The 15,569-nt window shown below is 30.3% G+C and carries 18 protein-coding genes; 1 reads left to right on the top strand and 17 read right to left on the bottom strand.

Going from position 1 to position 15,569, the window contains the following annotated elements; genetic code table 11:
* Positions 1-55: 55 nt before the first annotated feature.
* The 17 genes from miaB to efp form a co-directional block, all read right to left on the bottom strand.
* Positions 56-1,411 carry a tRNA (N6-isopentenyl adenosine(37)-C2)-methylthiotransferase MiaB gene (gene miaB / locus ACCQ40_RS06015; RefSeq protein WP_410033018.1) on the bottom strand — a complete coding sequence of 452 codons (1,356 nt, stop codon included), beginning with the start codon at positions 1,409-1,411 and terminating at the stop codon, positions 56-58.
* Positions 1,412-1,472: 61 nt separating this feature from the next.
* On the bottom strand, positions 1,473-3,716 hold the full coding sequence (locus tag ACCQ40_RS06020; protein ID WP_410033019.1) for a bifunctional 4-hydroxy-3-methylbut-2-enyl diphosphate reductase/30S ribosomal protein S1: 2,244 nt from the start codon (positions 3,714-3,716) through the stop codon (positions 1,473-1,475).
* 15 nt (positions 3,717-3,731) lie between these two features.
* Positions 3,732-4,310: a lysophospholipid acyltransferase family protein gene (locus ACCQ40_RS06025; protein WP_410033020.1), complete on the bottom strand. Its 579-nt coding sequence runs from the start codon at positions 4,308-4,310 to the stop codon at positions 3,732-3,734.
* The gene (gene cmk, locus ACCQ40_RS06030; RefSeq protein ID WP_410033021.1) at positions 4,300-4,953 is read right to left on the bottom strand and encodes a (d)CMP kinase; all 654 of its coding nucleotides are present in this window, start codon (positions 4,951-4,953) and stop codon (positions 4,300-4,302) included. The genes ACCQ40_RS06025 and cmk overlap by 11 nt, the downstream gene beginning before the upstream one ends.
* Positions 4,950-6,164, bottom strand: a complete 1,215-nt coding sequence (locus ACCQ40_RS06035) for a BaiN/RdsA family NAD(P)/FAD-dependent oxidoreductase (RefSeq protein ID WP_410033022.1) — start codon at positions 6,162-6,164, stop codon at positions 4,950-4,952. Before ACCQ40_RS06035 ends, cmk begins: the two co-directional genes overlap by 4 nt.
* A 40-nt stretch (positions 6,165-6,204) precedes the next feature.
* Positions 6,205-6,900: a pseudouridine synthase gene (locus ACCQ40_RS06040; RefSeq protein ID WP_410033023.1), complete on the bottom strand. Its 696-nt coding sequence runs from the start codon at positions 6,898-6,900 to the stop codon at positions 6,205-6,207.
* Entirely contained in the window at positions 6,890-7,423 is a 534-nt protein-coding gene (gene scpB, locus ACCQ40_RS06045; protein ID WP_394018364.1) for an SMC-Scp complex subunit ScpB, read from the bottom strand. Before scpB ends, ACCQ40_RS06040 begins: the two co-directional genes overlap by 11 nt.
* A complete protein-coding gene (locus ACCQ40_RS06050) occupies positions 7,416-8,120 on the bottom strand; it encodes a segregation and condensation protein A (protein ID WP_410033024.1) in 705 nt (234 codons plus the stop codon). The genes scpB and ACCQ40_RS06050 overlap by 8 nt, the downstream gene beginning before the upstream one ends.
* The gene (locus tag ACCQ40_RS06055) at positions 8,120-8,665 is read right to left on the bottom strand and encodes an NUDIX hydrolase (RefSeq protein WP_410033025.1); all 546 of its coding nucleotides are present in this window, start codon (positions 8,663-8,665) and stop codon (positions 8,120-8,122) included. Before ACCQ40_RS06055 ends, ACCQ40_RS06050 begins: the two co-directional genes overlap by 1 nt.
* The gene (gene recN / locus ACCQ40_RS06060; RefSeq protein ID WP_410033026.1) at positions 8,652-10,352 is read right to left on the bottom strand and encodes a DNA repair protein RecN; all 1,701 of its coding nucleotides are present in this window, start codon (positions 10,350-10,352) and stop codon (positions 8,652-8,654) included. Before recN ends, ACCQ40_RS06055 begins: the two co-directional genes overlap by 14 nt.
* The gene (locus ACCQ40_RS06065; protein ID WP_394011406.1) at positions 10,352-10,804 is read right to left on the bottom strand and encodes an arginine repressor; all 453 of its coding nucleotides are present in this window, start codon (positions 10,802-10,804) and stop codon (positions 10,352-10,354) included. The genes recN and ACCQ40_RS06065 overlap by 1 nt, the downstream gene beginning before the upstream one ends.
* Before the next feature lie 9 nt (positions 10,805-10,813).
* Positions 10,814-11,641 (bottom strand): polyprenyl synthetase family protein, encoded by an 828-nt coding sequence (locus ACCQ40_RS06070; protein WP_410033027.1) that lies wholly within the window; start codon positions 11,639-11,641, stop codon positions 10,814-10,816.
* A complete protein-coding gene (gene xseB, locus ACCQ40_RS06075) occupies positions 11,634-11,819 on the bottom strand; it encodes an exodeoxyribonuclease VII small subunit (protein WP_410033028.1) in 186 nt (61 codons plus the stop codon). Before xseB ends, ACCQ40_RS06070 begins: the two co-directional genes overlap by 8 nt.
* Positions 11,812-12,999, bottom strand: a complete 1,188-nt coding sequence (gene xseA, locus ACCQ40_RS06080) for an exodeoxyribonuclease VII large subunit (protein ID WP_410033029.1) — start codon at positions 12,997-12,999, stop codon at positions 11,812-11,814. The genes xseB and xseA overlap by 8 nt, the downstream gene beginning before the upstream one ends.
* Position 13,000: 1 nt before the next feature.
* On the bottom strand, positions 13,001-13,375 hold the full coding sequence (gene nusB / locus ACCQ40_RS06085) for a transcription antitermination factor NusB (RefSeq protein ID WP_394018372.1): 375 nt from the start codon (positions 13,373-13,375) through the stop codon (positions 13,001-13,003).
* Positions 13,375-13,701: an Asp23/Gls24 family envelope stress response protein gene (locus tag ACCQ40_RS06090; RefSeq protein ID WP_394018374.1), complete on the bottom strand. Its 327-nt coding sequence runs from the start codon at positions 13,699-13,701 to the stop codon at positions 13,375-13,377. Before ACCQ40_RS06090 ends, nusB begins: the two co-directional genes overlap by 1 nt.
* Before the next feature lie 9 nt (positions 13,702-13,710).
* Positions 13,711-14,268 carry an elongation factor P gene (gene efp / locus ACCQ40_RS06095; RefSeq protein ID WP_410033030.1) on the bottom strand — a complete coding sequence of 186 codons (558 nt, stop codon included), beginning with the start codon at positions 14,266-14,268 and terminating at the stop codon, positions 13,711-13,713.
* Positions 14,269-14,409: 141 nt separating this feature from the next.
* On the opposite strand from efp, the gene ACCQ40_RS06100 reads away from it, so the two are divergent.
* Positions 14,410-15,567, top strand: coding sequence for a nucleotidyltransferase family protein (locus tag ACCQ40_RS06100; RefSeq protein WP_410033031.1), 1,158 nt, complete (start codon positions 14,410-14,412; stop codon positions 15,565-15,567).
* Positions 15,568-15,569: the final 2 nt, after the last annotated feature.

Genomic DNA, 15,569 nt, shown 5'->3' on the forward strand with positions numbered 1-15,569 from the left:
ACTTTTTTTTAAAAGGATAATAAATAGTTGATATTATCCATAATTGATTTGATAATTATTTTACCAAGTCTCCTGATATAGTGAATGATGTGTGATCTGTGATTTTAACTTTTACAAATTCACCTATTAACTCTTTTGGTGCCTTTACATGGACAAGTTTAAAGGTGTCTGTCCTACCTGTTAGGATTTCAGGGTTGTTTTTCGATTCTGATTCTAATAAAACTTCTACGGTTTTTCCTACATACTCAGCATTTTTTTCATTAAACATTGGATATAATTCATCTAATAGTCTTTGGAACCTATCTTGAACTATATCATCATCAATTGTTGGATATTTGGCTGCAACTGTTTTTGGTCTTGGAGAATATTTGAAGGTATAGGCTGAGTCAAACCCAACTTTTTTGCAAGCTTCTACAGTTTTTTGAAAATCTTCTTCTGTTTCTGTTGGGAATCCTACTATTATGTCTGTAGATAAAGCTATGCCTGGGATTTCTTCTTTTAATTTATTTGCTCTTTCTAGGTATTTTTCAATTGTATAATGCCTATTCATCTTTTTAAGCACATCATTTGATCCAGATTGCATTGGTAGGTGGAAGTAATTACAAATATTGTCATTATCACGCATTACTTCTATAAGCTCATCTGATAAGTCTTTTGGATGGCTTGATGTAAATCTTAATCTTTTTACTCCAGGAATTTTTGCAACTCTTGCTAAAAGCTCTGGGAAAGTAAAGTCATAGTCAGTATTATTTCCATAAGAGTTTACGTTTTGTCCTAGCAAGGTAAATTCTTTAAAGCCTTGAGAAACGAGATATTCTACTTCTTCTATAATTGAATATGGACGTCTAGATTCTTCTCGCCCTCTAGATTCTGGTACAATACAATATGTACAATAATTATCACAACCACGCATAATATTTACATAGGCTTGGAAATTGTTGGTGGAATTGTATTTTTCAAAGTCATCTTTTACATCATCTGTAGATACATCTATGACTCTTTCTTCTGTTTCTAAATATCTAAAAATCAAATCGCCTAGCGAATTTATATTTTTAGTTCCAAATACAATATCTACTTCAGGGTGTTTATCAATTATAACTTGACGGGCTTCTGTAGTTTGCATCATGCATCCACAAACAGAAATAATTTTTTCTGGATGTTCTCTTTTTAATCTTTTTAGTGATGAAACTTGACCGTAAAGTTTTAATTCTGCATTTTCCCTTACTAGACAAGTATTAAAAATAATAAAATCTGCTTCTTCTCTCTCATTTGTATAGGTATAGCCTAAATCTTCTAATATATAAGATATACGTTCTGAGTCATGTTCATTCATTTGGCAGCCAAAGGTTGTTATATTGTAGGTCTTGCCCTTAAAATAATCTTTGTATTTTTCTTTTTGTAAAGTTTCCATTATATCCTCACCTAAAAAAGAAGATGATCGAAATCACCTTCTTTAATTTTTTATTTATAGATTAATATTCTATTTCTTCTTCGTTTTCATCGACATCATCGATTTCATCAGCTGGCTCTTCTAATGTTTCTTCTTCATCAAGAGTAACAACATCATCACTAGCTAATTCTTCGTTGTATACAGCTTCTTCTGTAGTTTCAGCTGTATCGAAATCATCGATTACATTATCAACTTCTGAATCTTCAGAGATAAGATCAGATGAGCCACCTTGTTCAAATAAAGCTTGTTCTAATAGGTTACCAAGGTTGTTGTTTAGGTCAGCATCTGAGCTAAAGTTACCTTGTGATGCTCTTTCTGGTCTTCTTCTTTGTCTATTGTTATTAGTATTTTCTCTTCTTTCACGTCTTGGTTTTCTTTCAGGTCTTTCTGGAGCTTCTTCAAGTTGTTTGATTGAAAGACCGATTTTTTCTTCTTCATTGTCTAATGAAATAATTTTAACTTGGATTTCATCTCCAACGTTTAATTCATCAGATGGTTTTTCAACGTGATCCCAAGAAATTTCAGAAACGTGTACTAATCCTTCTACACCATCTGCCACTTCAACGAATGCACCAAAGTCTAGTAGGTTTACTACTTTACCTGTTACAACATCGCCAACTTCGTGAGCATTTACAAATGAATCAAATGGTTTATCTAGAAGTTGTTTACGTCCTAGAGAAATTCTATTTTTTTCTTTGTTTAATTTTAAGATTTTAACTTCGATAGTATCACCAACGTTTAGTACATCAGATGGAACTTCTACTCTTGTCCATGCAATGTCTGATACGTGTAGTAAACCATCAAGACCATTTACTTCTACGAAAGCACCAAAGTCTGTTAGTCTTGCAACTTCACCTTCTAGTACTTGGCCTTCTTCAAGTTCATCCCATCTTTCGTCAAGTTCTTCTTCAAGAACATCTTTACGAGATAAAACTAATCTATTTTTTCTTTCGTCAATAGAAACTATTTTTAATTCCCAAGTTTCACCAACGAATTTTTTGAAGTTTTTAACAAAGTATGTTGCAATTTGGCTTGCTGGTATAAAACCGCTTACTCCTTCAACTTCAACTGTAAGTCCACCTTTGTTAAAGCCTGTTACTTTACCTTCTACTAATTCTTCGTTTTCGAATTTTTCAGCAAGGTCTTTCCAAGCTTTCATTCCTTGAACTCTTCTTGTTGATAGAGCAACGTTACCTTCGCCATCATCTAGTTTGATAACATAAACATCAAGGTCATTTCCTACTTCAAAATGTTCTTTAGGATTTTCTTTTTCTTCTTCTGTCATTTCATCTAGTTTTATGATACCATCTGAACGGTATTGAATATCAACAAAAACCTCATCATCTTTCACATCGATAACTGTTCCATTGATAACATCTTTAGGATAGATTTTCTTTAAACTATCTTCAAGACTATTCATAAAATCTTCTTTTGTAAATTCGTCCATTTTACTAACTACCTCCTCAATAATCTCATCAGGTGTGGATGCACCTGCGATTATTCCAATTTTTTTAAATTCCGAGAGCTTTTGCAAAGGTAGATCTTTAACAGTTTCAATCCTATAAACATTTTTGTTATACAAACTCACTACTTGATATAGCTTGTTAGTATTAGAACTATTAAAACCACCAACTACAATCATACAATCAACCTCTTTAGCCAAGTCTGCTGCTGATTTCTGTCTTAGTTTTGTTGCATTGCAGATTGTGTTTTCTATCACAACACTACCATTTTTTTCTTTGAGCGTATTTGCAATATCATAGTAAAAATCAGCTCTATTTGTAGTTTGACTAACTACATATAGAGGTTTTTCACTTTTAATATTTTTTGCTTCAGTCTCATCACTAACTATTATACCATTTTTTAAATAAGAGTCCATAGCAATTATCTCAGGATGTTTAGAATCTCCAACAATAATTACTTGGTAACCATCATTTTCTTTGGCTACGATTTTTTTATAAATATTTCCGAGCACTGGACAAGTTGCATCCAGGATTTCGTTGCCATTTTTTAAAAGCGCTTCTTTAAACTCTGCACTTTCCCCATGGGCGCGGATTACTATTAATGAGTCCTTAATTTTAAGGGCTTCTTCTTTTGTTAATACTTTTAGCCCATGATTTTCTAATTTTTCTACTAACTGAGGATTATGAATCAACGGACCTACTGTATATTTTTCTCTATCACTGGCTAAAGCTTCATGAGCTAGGTCAACTGACCTTTTAACTCCAAAGCAAAATCCAGAATTTTCTGCTATTATAATTTCCATAAGCTTCTTTCTTTTTTATGCTAATTGTCTTTTATAAATACTATTAAATATTTCATCAGACATTTTTACCATTGCATCTTTTGATTTCATATTTAGATATTTATCGACATCAATTGGTTCGTTTATATAAATATACGTTTTTCTAAAAGGTTTATAAGATGAAACAATCTCTACTGGCAATATATCTTTTTTTGCTTTTAGAGCAATATAGGCCACCCCATCTTTCATATTTTCTCTATTTATATCATGGGTCCTAGTTCCTTCTGGAAATATACCTAGGATATTTTCTTCTTTTAACAGTTTTATGGAGTTTTTTAGGCTGGCTAGATCTCTGCCTTCACGATCTACTGGAAAAACACCAATGGCATTTAAAAGTCCAGCCAAAAAACCATTTTCAAATAGCTCCTTTTTTGCCATAAAGCTGATGCTTGGATTAAAAGCTATTGCTAAAAATATCGGATCCAGATTGGACTTATGGTTGGCACACAAGATATATCCCTCATTTTGTGGAATATTTTCTCTTCCTACTACCCTTAACCTAAAGATTGGCCAAATAAAAATAGTTGCTATAAATTTTAAAATTCTATACAACATCTTCTTTATCCATATTTTTTAAAATAAGTTCAATAGTCTGGTCAATATTTAGATTTGAATTATCTATTTCTATGGCATCTGCTGCCTTTTTTAAGGGTGAGATCTCACGCGTAGAGTCGTATTGGTCGCGGGCAATGATTGCTTTTTCTATTTCATCTACTGATAAATTTGACTCGTGTTGATCAAATCTTCTCATGGCCCTCTGCCTAGCATTGGCTGTTAGGTAAAATTTATACTTAGCATTAGGAAATACTACTGTTCCTATATCTCTGCCATCTAGTACAAAGGACTTTTTACTAGCTATATCTCTTTGCATATCAACTAGCCTTTCACGGACTTTACCATTTGCAGAAACCCAAGATACATTTTTAGTAATAAGGTCAGTCCTTATTTCATTTTCTATATTTTTTCCATTTAGATAGATTTCATTGTCTATAAAATCAATGTTAATTTTATCTAAGGCACTTAAAATCTCATTTTCTTTTGATTCTTGATTTAAGCCATTTTCTAAAAAATAGAACGTAGCAGCCCTATACATAGCTCCTGTGTTTAAGTATTCTATATTTAGTATTTGGGCCAATTTATTTGAAATAGTAGACTTTCCCGATCCACTTGGGCCATCTATGGCAATTATATATGTCATATGCTCTCCTTTATTGCGCTTACTGCAGCAAATGCTGTTGTAAACGCTAGTTGTAAATTAAAGCCGCCGGTTAGAGCGTCTATATCTAAAACTTCCCCTATAAAATATAAATCTTTTACTAGTTTTGATTCCATAGTTTTGGGATTTATCTGGTCAACTTCTATCCCACCCTTGGTAATGACTGCGGTATTAAAGCCGCCAAATTTATCAAGTTCTAGGCTAAAGTTTTTTATATTGTCTATAAGGATAAATCGTTCTTTTTTTGTAATTTGGTTTGCTTTTTTATCTCGCGCTATCCTAGACCTATTTAAAACAACCTCTACCAAGGCGTTAGGGATTACTTCATTTAAGATGTTTGAAATATCTTTGTTAGGATTTTTATCAAATAAGTCTACTAAAAGCTTATCTAGATCTTCCTTATTTTCTGTAGATAAATCGAGTGTTATTTCTTTAACCTTTTTATCTACTACAAATGAAGATATTTTTAATACCTCAGGGCCTGAAATGAAGTTTTTAGTAAGTAAAATTGAACCAAATTCTGTAAATGTCCCCTTGTCAGTTACTATTTTTATGCCAGTATTTTCTAAAGATAGGGCTTTTATATTTGATAAGTCCTTGTCTTTAAAGAAAACTGGTACTAAAGACGGATAAGTTTTACTTATTTTATGGCCAAAATCTTTGGCAAATTTGTAGCCATCTCCATTTGATCCAGTATTTGGATAAGAGAGGCCACCAGTAGCTATTATTACTACATCAAAATCATAATCTTTGCTAGAAGTTTTTACTAGAAACTTTTCTTTTTTAAGAATCTTTTCTACCCTTGTATTTGTCACAAGTTTTATATTTTTTACTATAATCTGTTTTTCAAAAAACTTGATTACGTCTCTGGATTTTTGAGATTTGGGAAAAACTCTCTCATTTTCTTCAGTGACTAAGACTAAGCCATTACTTTCATAAAATTCCATGGTTGCGTAGTTATCATGGTTATTAAATGAAGAAAATAAAAACTTTTGATTACCTACTATATTTTCTAAAAATTCATCATAAAATTTGGCATTGGTGATATTGCATCTGCCATTACCTGTCATGAGAATTTTCTTGCCAATTTCATTATTTTTCTCTAAGATAGTTACATCATTATTTTCATTTTTTAAATTAATTGCAGCGTAGAGACCACTTGCTCCAGCTCCAATGATACCTATTTTTTTCATATACTATAAAAATTTTACCATAAAAAAAAGAAATAGATAACTATTCCTTTATCAAAGAAACAAAATCCATTTCTTTTTCATTAAATTTTTTATACTCTCCTCTTGCTAAACTATCAAGACATATAGCACCAATTTTTGTGCGTTTTAAATCAACCACTTTTGAGCCGAAAACATCAAACATTCTTCTAATTTGGCGGTTATATCCTTGGCTTATATTTACTAAATAAGTATTATCAGCTAAATTACTAATATTAGATTTACTGGTCTTTTCGCCATTACCGATATCAAGGCCACTTTTAAATTTTTCAATTTGTTTATCATTTAATAATTTATCAACTTTTACTATATATTCTTTGCTAATTTCAAATGAAGGATGTATAAGTGCGTTTGTAAAATCACCATCATTTGTAATTATCAAAAGACCATGGCTATCTTTATCCAGCCTACCCGCTGCAAAAAATCTTTCGTCAAAATCGATTAAATTATTTAAATCTTTTTCATTATGAGGGTCGTAATTACTTGTTATATAGCCAACTGGTTTATTTAACTTATAATAAAAATATTTTTCTAATTCTAATATTTGGCCATCTATGCTTACAATATCATCATCTTTTACATCATAGCCCATTTCTTTTAAAACTTTGCCATTTACTTTTACTTTTCCAGCTGCGATTGATTCATCAGCTTTTCTACGAGATGTATAACCAGCTTGGGCTATATATTTATTAATCCTCATAAATTTCCTCTTCTAACTCTTTAATTTCCGGCAATTCCTCAAGTGAGCTTAAGTTAAAATATTGCAAAAACAAAGTAGTAGTTACATATATAATGGGTTTGCCTATTTTTTCTAATCGTCCATTTTCTTTTATTAGACCACGGTCTAGTAAATTATCGATTGTAGTTTGGGAATTTATTCCGCGAATTTTATCTACCTCAGCACGAGTTATGGGCTGCTTATAGGCTATAATTGATAAAGTTTCTAGGGCTGATGAGGTTAATTTTTTCTCTGTTTTTTTAACTAGGGCGGAAAAGTATTTATCGTGTTTGTGACGGGTAACAAATTGATAGTTACCATCAAAATTATTAATCAATAACCCACTTTGCATATTTTTTCGCTCTACTACCATCTCATCTATTGCTTTTTTTATTTGATTTTTATCTGCATCGGTAATTATTGCTGCAAGGTCATTTATATCTATTGGCTCTCCCCAAACATATAAGACTTCTTCAATAAGTCCTTTTAGATAAATTTTATCCATGATTTTCTTCTCTTTTTATTATATTAAATTTATTTCCTTGGTTCTGGTCTAAATATATTTCTTTTAGTTTAAAAAGTTCTAAAAGTGCTAGAAAGCTTGCTATGCACTCAGCTTTGGTATGAAGTTCATTTATTATTAAATCAAGTTTTAGGTTATCTCTTATTTCTAAGGCTTTCCTATAACTACTCAAATAATCATTCACGTCTGGCATTTTTATTTGAGAAATAATATTTTCTGGTTGTTCTTCTTTTTCTAGCCTTTTTAAAAGTTTTTCAAATTGTTTGGCTAAAATTTTTACATCCTTAGTTATTATTTCTTCTTCAGCTTCAAACTTTGCCAAATCTTCAGCGTACTTGCTGTGGATTTTCCTTGCCTCTTTTTCCAGTATTTTTAAGTCATCTTGGACTGATTTTATTTTTTTATATTCTATGAGGTAGGCAAGAAAGTCTTCTTCTAAATTTTCTTCCTTTTCTTTTGGCAAAAGTTTATTAGATTTTATATTTAAAAGCACAGATGCAATATAAATAAAGCTACTCAAATCTTCTATTGCTGGATCAAGTTTTTCAAGTTCAGCTAGGTAATCATGAGTTAATTCTTCTAAATTTATATCATATATATCTATCTTTTTTTTATCTATTAGCTTTAATAACAAATCAAAAGGGCCTGTAAAGCCCTCTAGTTCAATCGTAAATTCCATTAATTATTCTTATTCATTACTGCATGTTGTATAGCAATAATTGTTTTTGCATCAGTTATTTCACCATTTTCTACCATATTATAAAGCTCATCTATAGGATAAGACTTAGCTTCTAGATTTTCATCTTCATCTAGCTCTAACTTTGATTCTCTTAAATCTTTGGCTTCAAAAAATAATAATTTATCATTTGTAAATCCAGGAGATGCGTGCATGGTAAATAAGAAGTCTATAGTTTCTGGATAATATCCTACTTCTTCTTGAAGTTCTCTTTTTGCACTTTCAATAGGTGCTTCATTTGCATCAACAAGTCCTGCAGGGATTTCTAGCATAACCTTATCAACAGCTATCCTATACTGACTAACCATCCATAGCTTATCATCACCATCATAAGCTATAATCCCTACTCCCTTTTGGTGGTCTACAATTTCTCTTTTAGAATATTTTTTATTTTGTAATTCTACAGTTTCAACTCTGAGTTTTAAAATTTTGCCATCATAAATAGTATCAGATTTAATTGATGTTTCGTAAAATTTATTTTCGCTCATTTCTTAATTCCTCCGCCATAGTTAGCATTTCACTTGCTGAATTTATCGTAATATCGGTAATATTTACTCCACCTATTAGCCTTGCAATTTCTAATATGCGTTTTTCTCCTTCTATCTTTTCAGTAGATGAGATTGTGAAATTTCCTACATCCTCTTTACTTATTAATATATGGTTACTTGCTAGAGATGCAATTTGTGGAAGGTGGCTGATTGATATTACTTGTCTTTTCTTAGATAAATCTAGAATCTTTTCACCAACAATTTGGGCTGTTCTTCCTGATATACCTGTATCTATTTCATCAAAAATCATGGTATCTACATTATCAAAGTCAGCAAAAATTTCTTTAAAGGCTAGCATTATTCTGGATATTTCACCACCTGATGCTGTCTTTGTAAGAGATTTTAAGCTTTCTCCTTTATTTGTCCTTATTAAAAAATCTACTTCATCAAGACCTGTAGTATCTATATTTTCTTTTTTAGAAAAATCTATTTTAAATAGACCATTTTTAATATTTAAATCTTTGATAGATTTGTTTATATTTTCTTCTAAGATTTTACTTTTATTAACCCTTATTTCGTGAAGTTTATTTGCATTTTCTTCAAGTTTTTGATCAATTTCTGTTAGTATACTGTCTAAATTATCTCTTAAATCCTCTATCTCATCTAATTCTTTAATCCTGGCTGATATTTGGTCATAATAAGCGATTATTTCATCGATACTAGACCCATATTTTCTTTTTAAATTGTAAATGTGTTCTATTAAATCTTCTAATTCTGCTGCTCTTTCTGGATCTCCTATCAAACTTTCTTGGTAGATATCCATCTCAGAATATATATCATTTATTTCATCATTTAAAGCAGATATACGATCATAAAACTCACTTACCTTACTATCGATATCAGAAAAAGAATTAATTTCACTTAGAATAGTGCCAAGCATAGAAGAAACTGAGTTTACATCATAGTCGCTATTATCTAAAGCTTCCTTAGTAGCTTCGATAGATTCATGTAAAGCATTGATATTATTTAGCTTTTTATACTCTTCATCTATCTCATCCTCATTTATTGAAAATAAGTCGATTCTTTCAATTTCTTCGATTTGGTATTTTATCAAATCACGTTCACGAGTTATTTCTTCCTCTGATAAATTTAGATTCTTATATTTTACTAAGTATTCATTTTTTTGATTAACTAAGGCTTTAATCATTTTTCTAAGATCGATAGTATCTTGGTCATTAGAATAATTATCAATAAGGTATATATAATTTGCCTTGTTCATAAAGGCATTGGAATCGCCCTGGTTGTAGACATCAATCAAAATAGGAGATATTTCTCTAAGGATAGTAAGGTTTGCTACCCTACCGTTAATTCTAAGGGTTGATGATTTTTGGGATATAGTTCTATTCACTATTAGCTTATTATCGCCTTCATCAAAAATAACACCATTATTGATTAGTATATCTTTAGCTTTTTTATCAAGCTCAAAAACTCCCTCAATAACAGTCTTATCAGCAAATCTGCCTACTATATCCTTATCCGCTCTTTTACCTAAAAGCAAATTTATAGACTCAAGGATGAGGGACTTTCCAGATCCGGTTTCTCCAGTTAGGACATTAAACCCATCCTCAAAAAATATGTGATTTCTTTTAATGATTACAAAATTATCTATAAATAGCTCAGCAAGCATTATTTAACCATATCCCTTAGCTCTTCTATCAAATCATCAAGCAAATCAAAATCTTTAGGTGTAATAAACATTGTATCTATTCCTGTTACGATTCCTTGGATATTATCAAGTTTTAAGTTAGTAATATATTGGCCACATACAGTAGCACAATAAGAAATAGTTTTTATAACGCAAAATTGACCACTTTTTTCTACAGAAAGAACAGATTCTTTAAATATTTTTTCCAAACGTTCATTAAGTGAATCATGAACAGTATCTACAACAGTATATTTATATTCATAATCATCAGTTTGTACCTTAGATATTCTAAGTTCCTTGATATCTCTAGAAATAGTAGCTTGAGTAGCATCTACTCCTTGATCTCTAAGCATCTGTGATAACTGGCTTTGAGTTTTTACTTCATTATTTTGGATAATATCAAGAATTAGTCTTTGTCTAGTGTATTTTTTCATAATTTTCCCTTACTTCTTACGTACTGATAGGTAATCTACCAGGAATAATAAAAAATCATTATCGTTAAATTTATAGATACTCTTTTTAGCTTCTTCATTTATATCATCTAGTAAATCTATTGCACCAGCTTCTTTTATGATATTTAATATGTTTAATTCATCTATATATGTATCCTCTAATAAATCATCTTGGATTTGGTAGGCTAAACCTAAATTATAAGCATAACTTTCTAAAAATTCTAATTCTTCATTACTAGCGTCAGACACAATAGCTGCACTTATAATAGATGCCTTAAATAGATCAGAAGTTTTTTTATCATAAACATTTAGCAAATAATCTTTGTCATAAGTCTTTGGTCTTCTTAAATCTAAATCCTGACCTTCTATCATACCCTTATAGCCTGTGTGGTCAAATAAATATTTACCCGCCTTAGCATAAAGTGAATTACTAGTTGCTAGAGAAAGAATTATACTTGCTGCTTCATTTAAAAGTGCATCTCCAACTAAAATTGCCTTATCCTCACCAAATTTTATATGTAATGATGGCTTACCACGACGCATATCATCATCATCCATAGCTGGCAGGTCATCATGAACTAAAGAATAAGCATGAATCATTTCTAAAGCTAAGGCATAGTCTATATCTAAAGAAGTAATTTCTTTACCAAGCATTTTTAAAGTTTCAAAATATAAGTTAGCCCTTATTCTCTTTCCAGCATCTAAAGCATAGAATAAAGGTTCTGCTAAACTATAATTTTTGTCAAAATAATCCTTAAATCTAGTTTCTACTAAATATTTGTTTTCCTCTAAATTTTTTAAAAAAAATTCTTTATTCATTGCTACCTATCACTTCAATTTTTGCTTGATACTCAGCAAGCTGACTTTTTAACTTATCATAAAGGCTATTTGCCTGCTCATAAATCTTAATGCTCTCATCCAAATTTTCTTTATTTTCTTCTAATTTTTCTAAGAGTTCTTCAATTTTTTTATAATTTTCTTCAAATGATTTATCCATCAGTAACTACTGCTTTTATCCTTCCATCGCTAAAGTTTATTTCTATCTCTTCACCTGTATTTAAAGAGTACTTTGAAAAAATTTCCTCTTCTTTAGCATTTTTAATAACAATATTTTCTTTCCTAGCTTCTATAAGATTTTTAGATGCCTTAAGTCTAGTTTCAAGTAAATTTAGTCTGTGTTCATTAAAACTTAAATTATTTTTTAAGGTCTTATCCATAGCAAGTTTTAGATTTTTTACATCCTTTTCTTTTTGAATGACATAATTTTTAGGATTAACCGCTTTTAAGTTTTGTTTTAATAGGGCAAGTTTGTATTCATTAACTCTTATTTGGCCACTAATGATATCTTTCATTAGTGAAAGACTTTTCTTCACTTCACTTTCGATATTAGTATAGTCTGCAATGATGTATGATCCTGCCTCTGTTGGTGTTTGCAAGGATAAGTCTGCTACAAGATCAAGTAAAGTTGTATCAATCTTATGGCCTATGGCAGAAATAATTGGTGTTTTTGCTCTAAAAACACTTTCAATAATTTCCTTATCATTAAATACTGCAAGATCTTCGCTAGATCCTCCACCACGAGTAATTACAATTACATCTAAATTCATCTTTTCAAGGTCACTTATACCCTTTAATATCAAAGAGACCGCATCAGTCCCTTGGACCTTAACCGGAAATAGTTTTATATTTATATTATTTGGTTTTTGATTAATCACAGAAACAAAGTCTACTAAAGCAGCCCCATCTTTTGATGTAATGAGGCCTATATTTTTAGGAAGTTTAGGGATTGCTTTTTTATTTTCTAAATCAAAATAACCCTTGTTTTTAAAATCCTCTTTGATTTTGACAAACTTTAAATATTCTTCAGAGACACCATTTTCTTTTATTTCATTAGTAATAATGACTACTCTAGATGAGTAATTATTATAAGAAAAATTACCCTTTACTAAGACATCCGTCCCTTCTTTAAAAGCAAAATCTATATCCTTATTCTCATAATAATATATAACACAGTCTATAATATCGTTTGCTTCTTTTAAAGAAAAATATAAATGGGCGCCATTAAACCTTATGTTTGCCAGGCTTCCATTTATATATACTCTTGTTAGGATAGGATCGTGTTTGATACTAGTTTTAAAATACTGATTAAATTCTTTTACAGAAAGTGCCTTTAACATATTATGATCTTACAATTTTTCCTAAAACCGAATTTATCATTTGGTAATCATTATTATCAGAGTAAGTTTTCGCTAGTTCTACAGCTTCATTTATAGAAACTGATACTGGTATATCCATATAAGTCATCTCATTTAGACTTAAAAATAATATTGCTTTTTCAACTCTGGATAGGCGGTTATACCTTTTATTTAAAGCATCTTCTAAAGTTTTTTCTATAGATTCATAATTTTCATTATAAGAATTTATAGATGCTCTTATGAAATCTTCCCCAGCTATATCATGGTTTTCTAAAACTTTATCTACATCTGATATTTTATTTATGCTATCTTCATATATGAGTTTAAAAACCCATTCTCTTTGTTCAGTACGTTTCATTAGATTACTAATTTTGGTACGCTTACATTTACACGAGTCACATTAAGACCTGTCATAGTTTCAATTACTCTTACTACATTTTCTTGGATAGCTTTTACAGTTTTCTTTACATTTACATTTTTATCAAGATTTACTGTAAGATCTACTAGTAATTTTCCATCTACTTGACTTACTGTACTTTTTGGTCCATGTTGAGAAAGATTTAATTTGTTATCGTTAGATTTTGGCGCACAAACTCCATAAACTTCTTCACTTGCTCTTATTGCAAGTTGGTCTAGGATTTCGTTTGCTATTTTTACTTGACCATTTCTAAAATTGTTAGCCATTGTCGCTCCTTAAACTCTGGATAGGTAATCTCCAGTTCTTGTATCTACTTTAATTGTGTCCCCTTCGTTTACGAATACTGGAACGTTTATTACAGCACCTGTTTCTACTGTTGCTGGTTTTGTTACATTTGTAGCTGTATCCCCTTTGATAGCTGGCTCTGTTTCTGTAACTTTAAGTTCTACAAAGTTTGGTGCATCAACACTAAATGGGTTTCCTTCGTAAAATTTGATTTGTACTGAGTCATTTTCTTTTACATATTTAATAGCTTCTTCAACAGCTTCGTATTCTATACCAATTTGTTCAAATGATTCAGGATCCATGAAGTAGTAAAGTGTACCATCATTGTATAAATATTGCATTTCACGTGTAGTAATAACAGCGTTTTCAAATTTTTCATTTGGGTTAAAAGTTACATCTTTTGTACCTCCACCCATAACTGATCTAATTTTTGCACGAACAAATGCTGCACCTTTACCAGGTTTAACGTGTTGGAAATCCACCACTTGATAAACATCATTATCGTATACAAAAGTAACACCTTTTCTTAAGTCGTTTGCAGAAATCATAATTCCTCCTATGTAAATTTTCTTTACATTATTATACCATATTGTGTATTTTATTGGAAACCATTTTGTAACATTATTTAAAATATATATAAAAATATAGTCTTTAACTGAAATATAATTCAATTAGGGTATAAAGATTTTATGAAAACTTTAGCAATAATTTCGGAATTTAACCCCCTTCATAACGGCCATAAGTACTTATTAGATAAGGCCAAAGAAAAAACTAAAGCTGACCTAGCTATTACTATAATGAGTGGTGATTATGTACAAAGAGGCGAGCCAGCTGTTATTGATAAATTTCAAAGATCTAGCACTGCTATGAAAGCTGGCTTTGATATGGTTATAGAAATGCCTGCCTTTATAACTCTCCAATCTGCTGAGTACTTTGCCCTTGGATCTATTAAAATTTTAGAAAAAATAGGTGTGGATTTTCTATGCTTTGGTATAGAAAATATAGATCCAAATGATTTTTTGAAAAAAGTTGATAGTTTAATAAAAAAGGATGACCAGCTTGATAAACTTACTAAAGAAAACTTAGGCTCTTCTTCCTTTACCAAAGCTCGTTATGATGCAACAGTCAAAATTTTGGGTGATAACAATTTTATAAGTTCAAACAATATTTTAGCTTTAGAATATATAAGGGCTATTAGAAAAATTAATTCTAAAATAATTCCTATCCCTATAAAAAGAATCTCATCTCTTAATAAAGATAAGGATTTAAAAAATACGAAAATTTCTTCTTCTACAGCTGTTAGAAAGAATCTTTTTAAAGATTATAAAAACCACGTACCAGATTTTTCTTACGAGGCTATTGAACATAATAAAAAAAATTATGGCATACCTAATATGGAATACGAATTTAATTTATTTAAATACTTGTTATTAATAAACAAAAAACCTATGGCAGATATCCTCGCTTATGAAGAAGGGCTAGATAATTATCTTTTAAAAATAACTTTAAGCAATGATAATTTCTCAGATTTTTTGGAAAAAGCTAGCACAAATAGATATACAAGCTCTAGGATAAAAAGATTAATCCTTAATTATGTTTTAGATAATAAAACTAAGTTTAATGGCTATAACCTTGATTTTTATAAGGTTTTAGCTTTTAACAAAAAATCTCAATATATATTTAGTAATTCAAGAAGTAAACCAATCCTAACTAAAAAGGACATGGATAAGCTCTCTACTACTGATAAAATTATTTTATCAAAAATGCTTGATGCATCAAATATGTATAATTTGGGTCAAGGAAGAGAAATCAATCAAGATTTAACAAAAAAAATAAGACGCTATTAGCT

It is taken from the genome of Anaerococcus cruorum (assembly GCF_046365495.1).
GTDB lineage: Bacteria > Bacillota > Clostridia > Tissierellales > Peptoniphilaceae > Anaerococcus > Anaerococcus cruorum.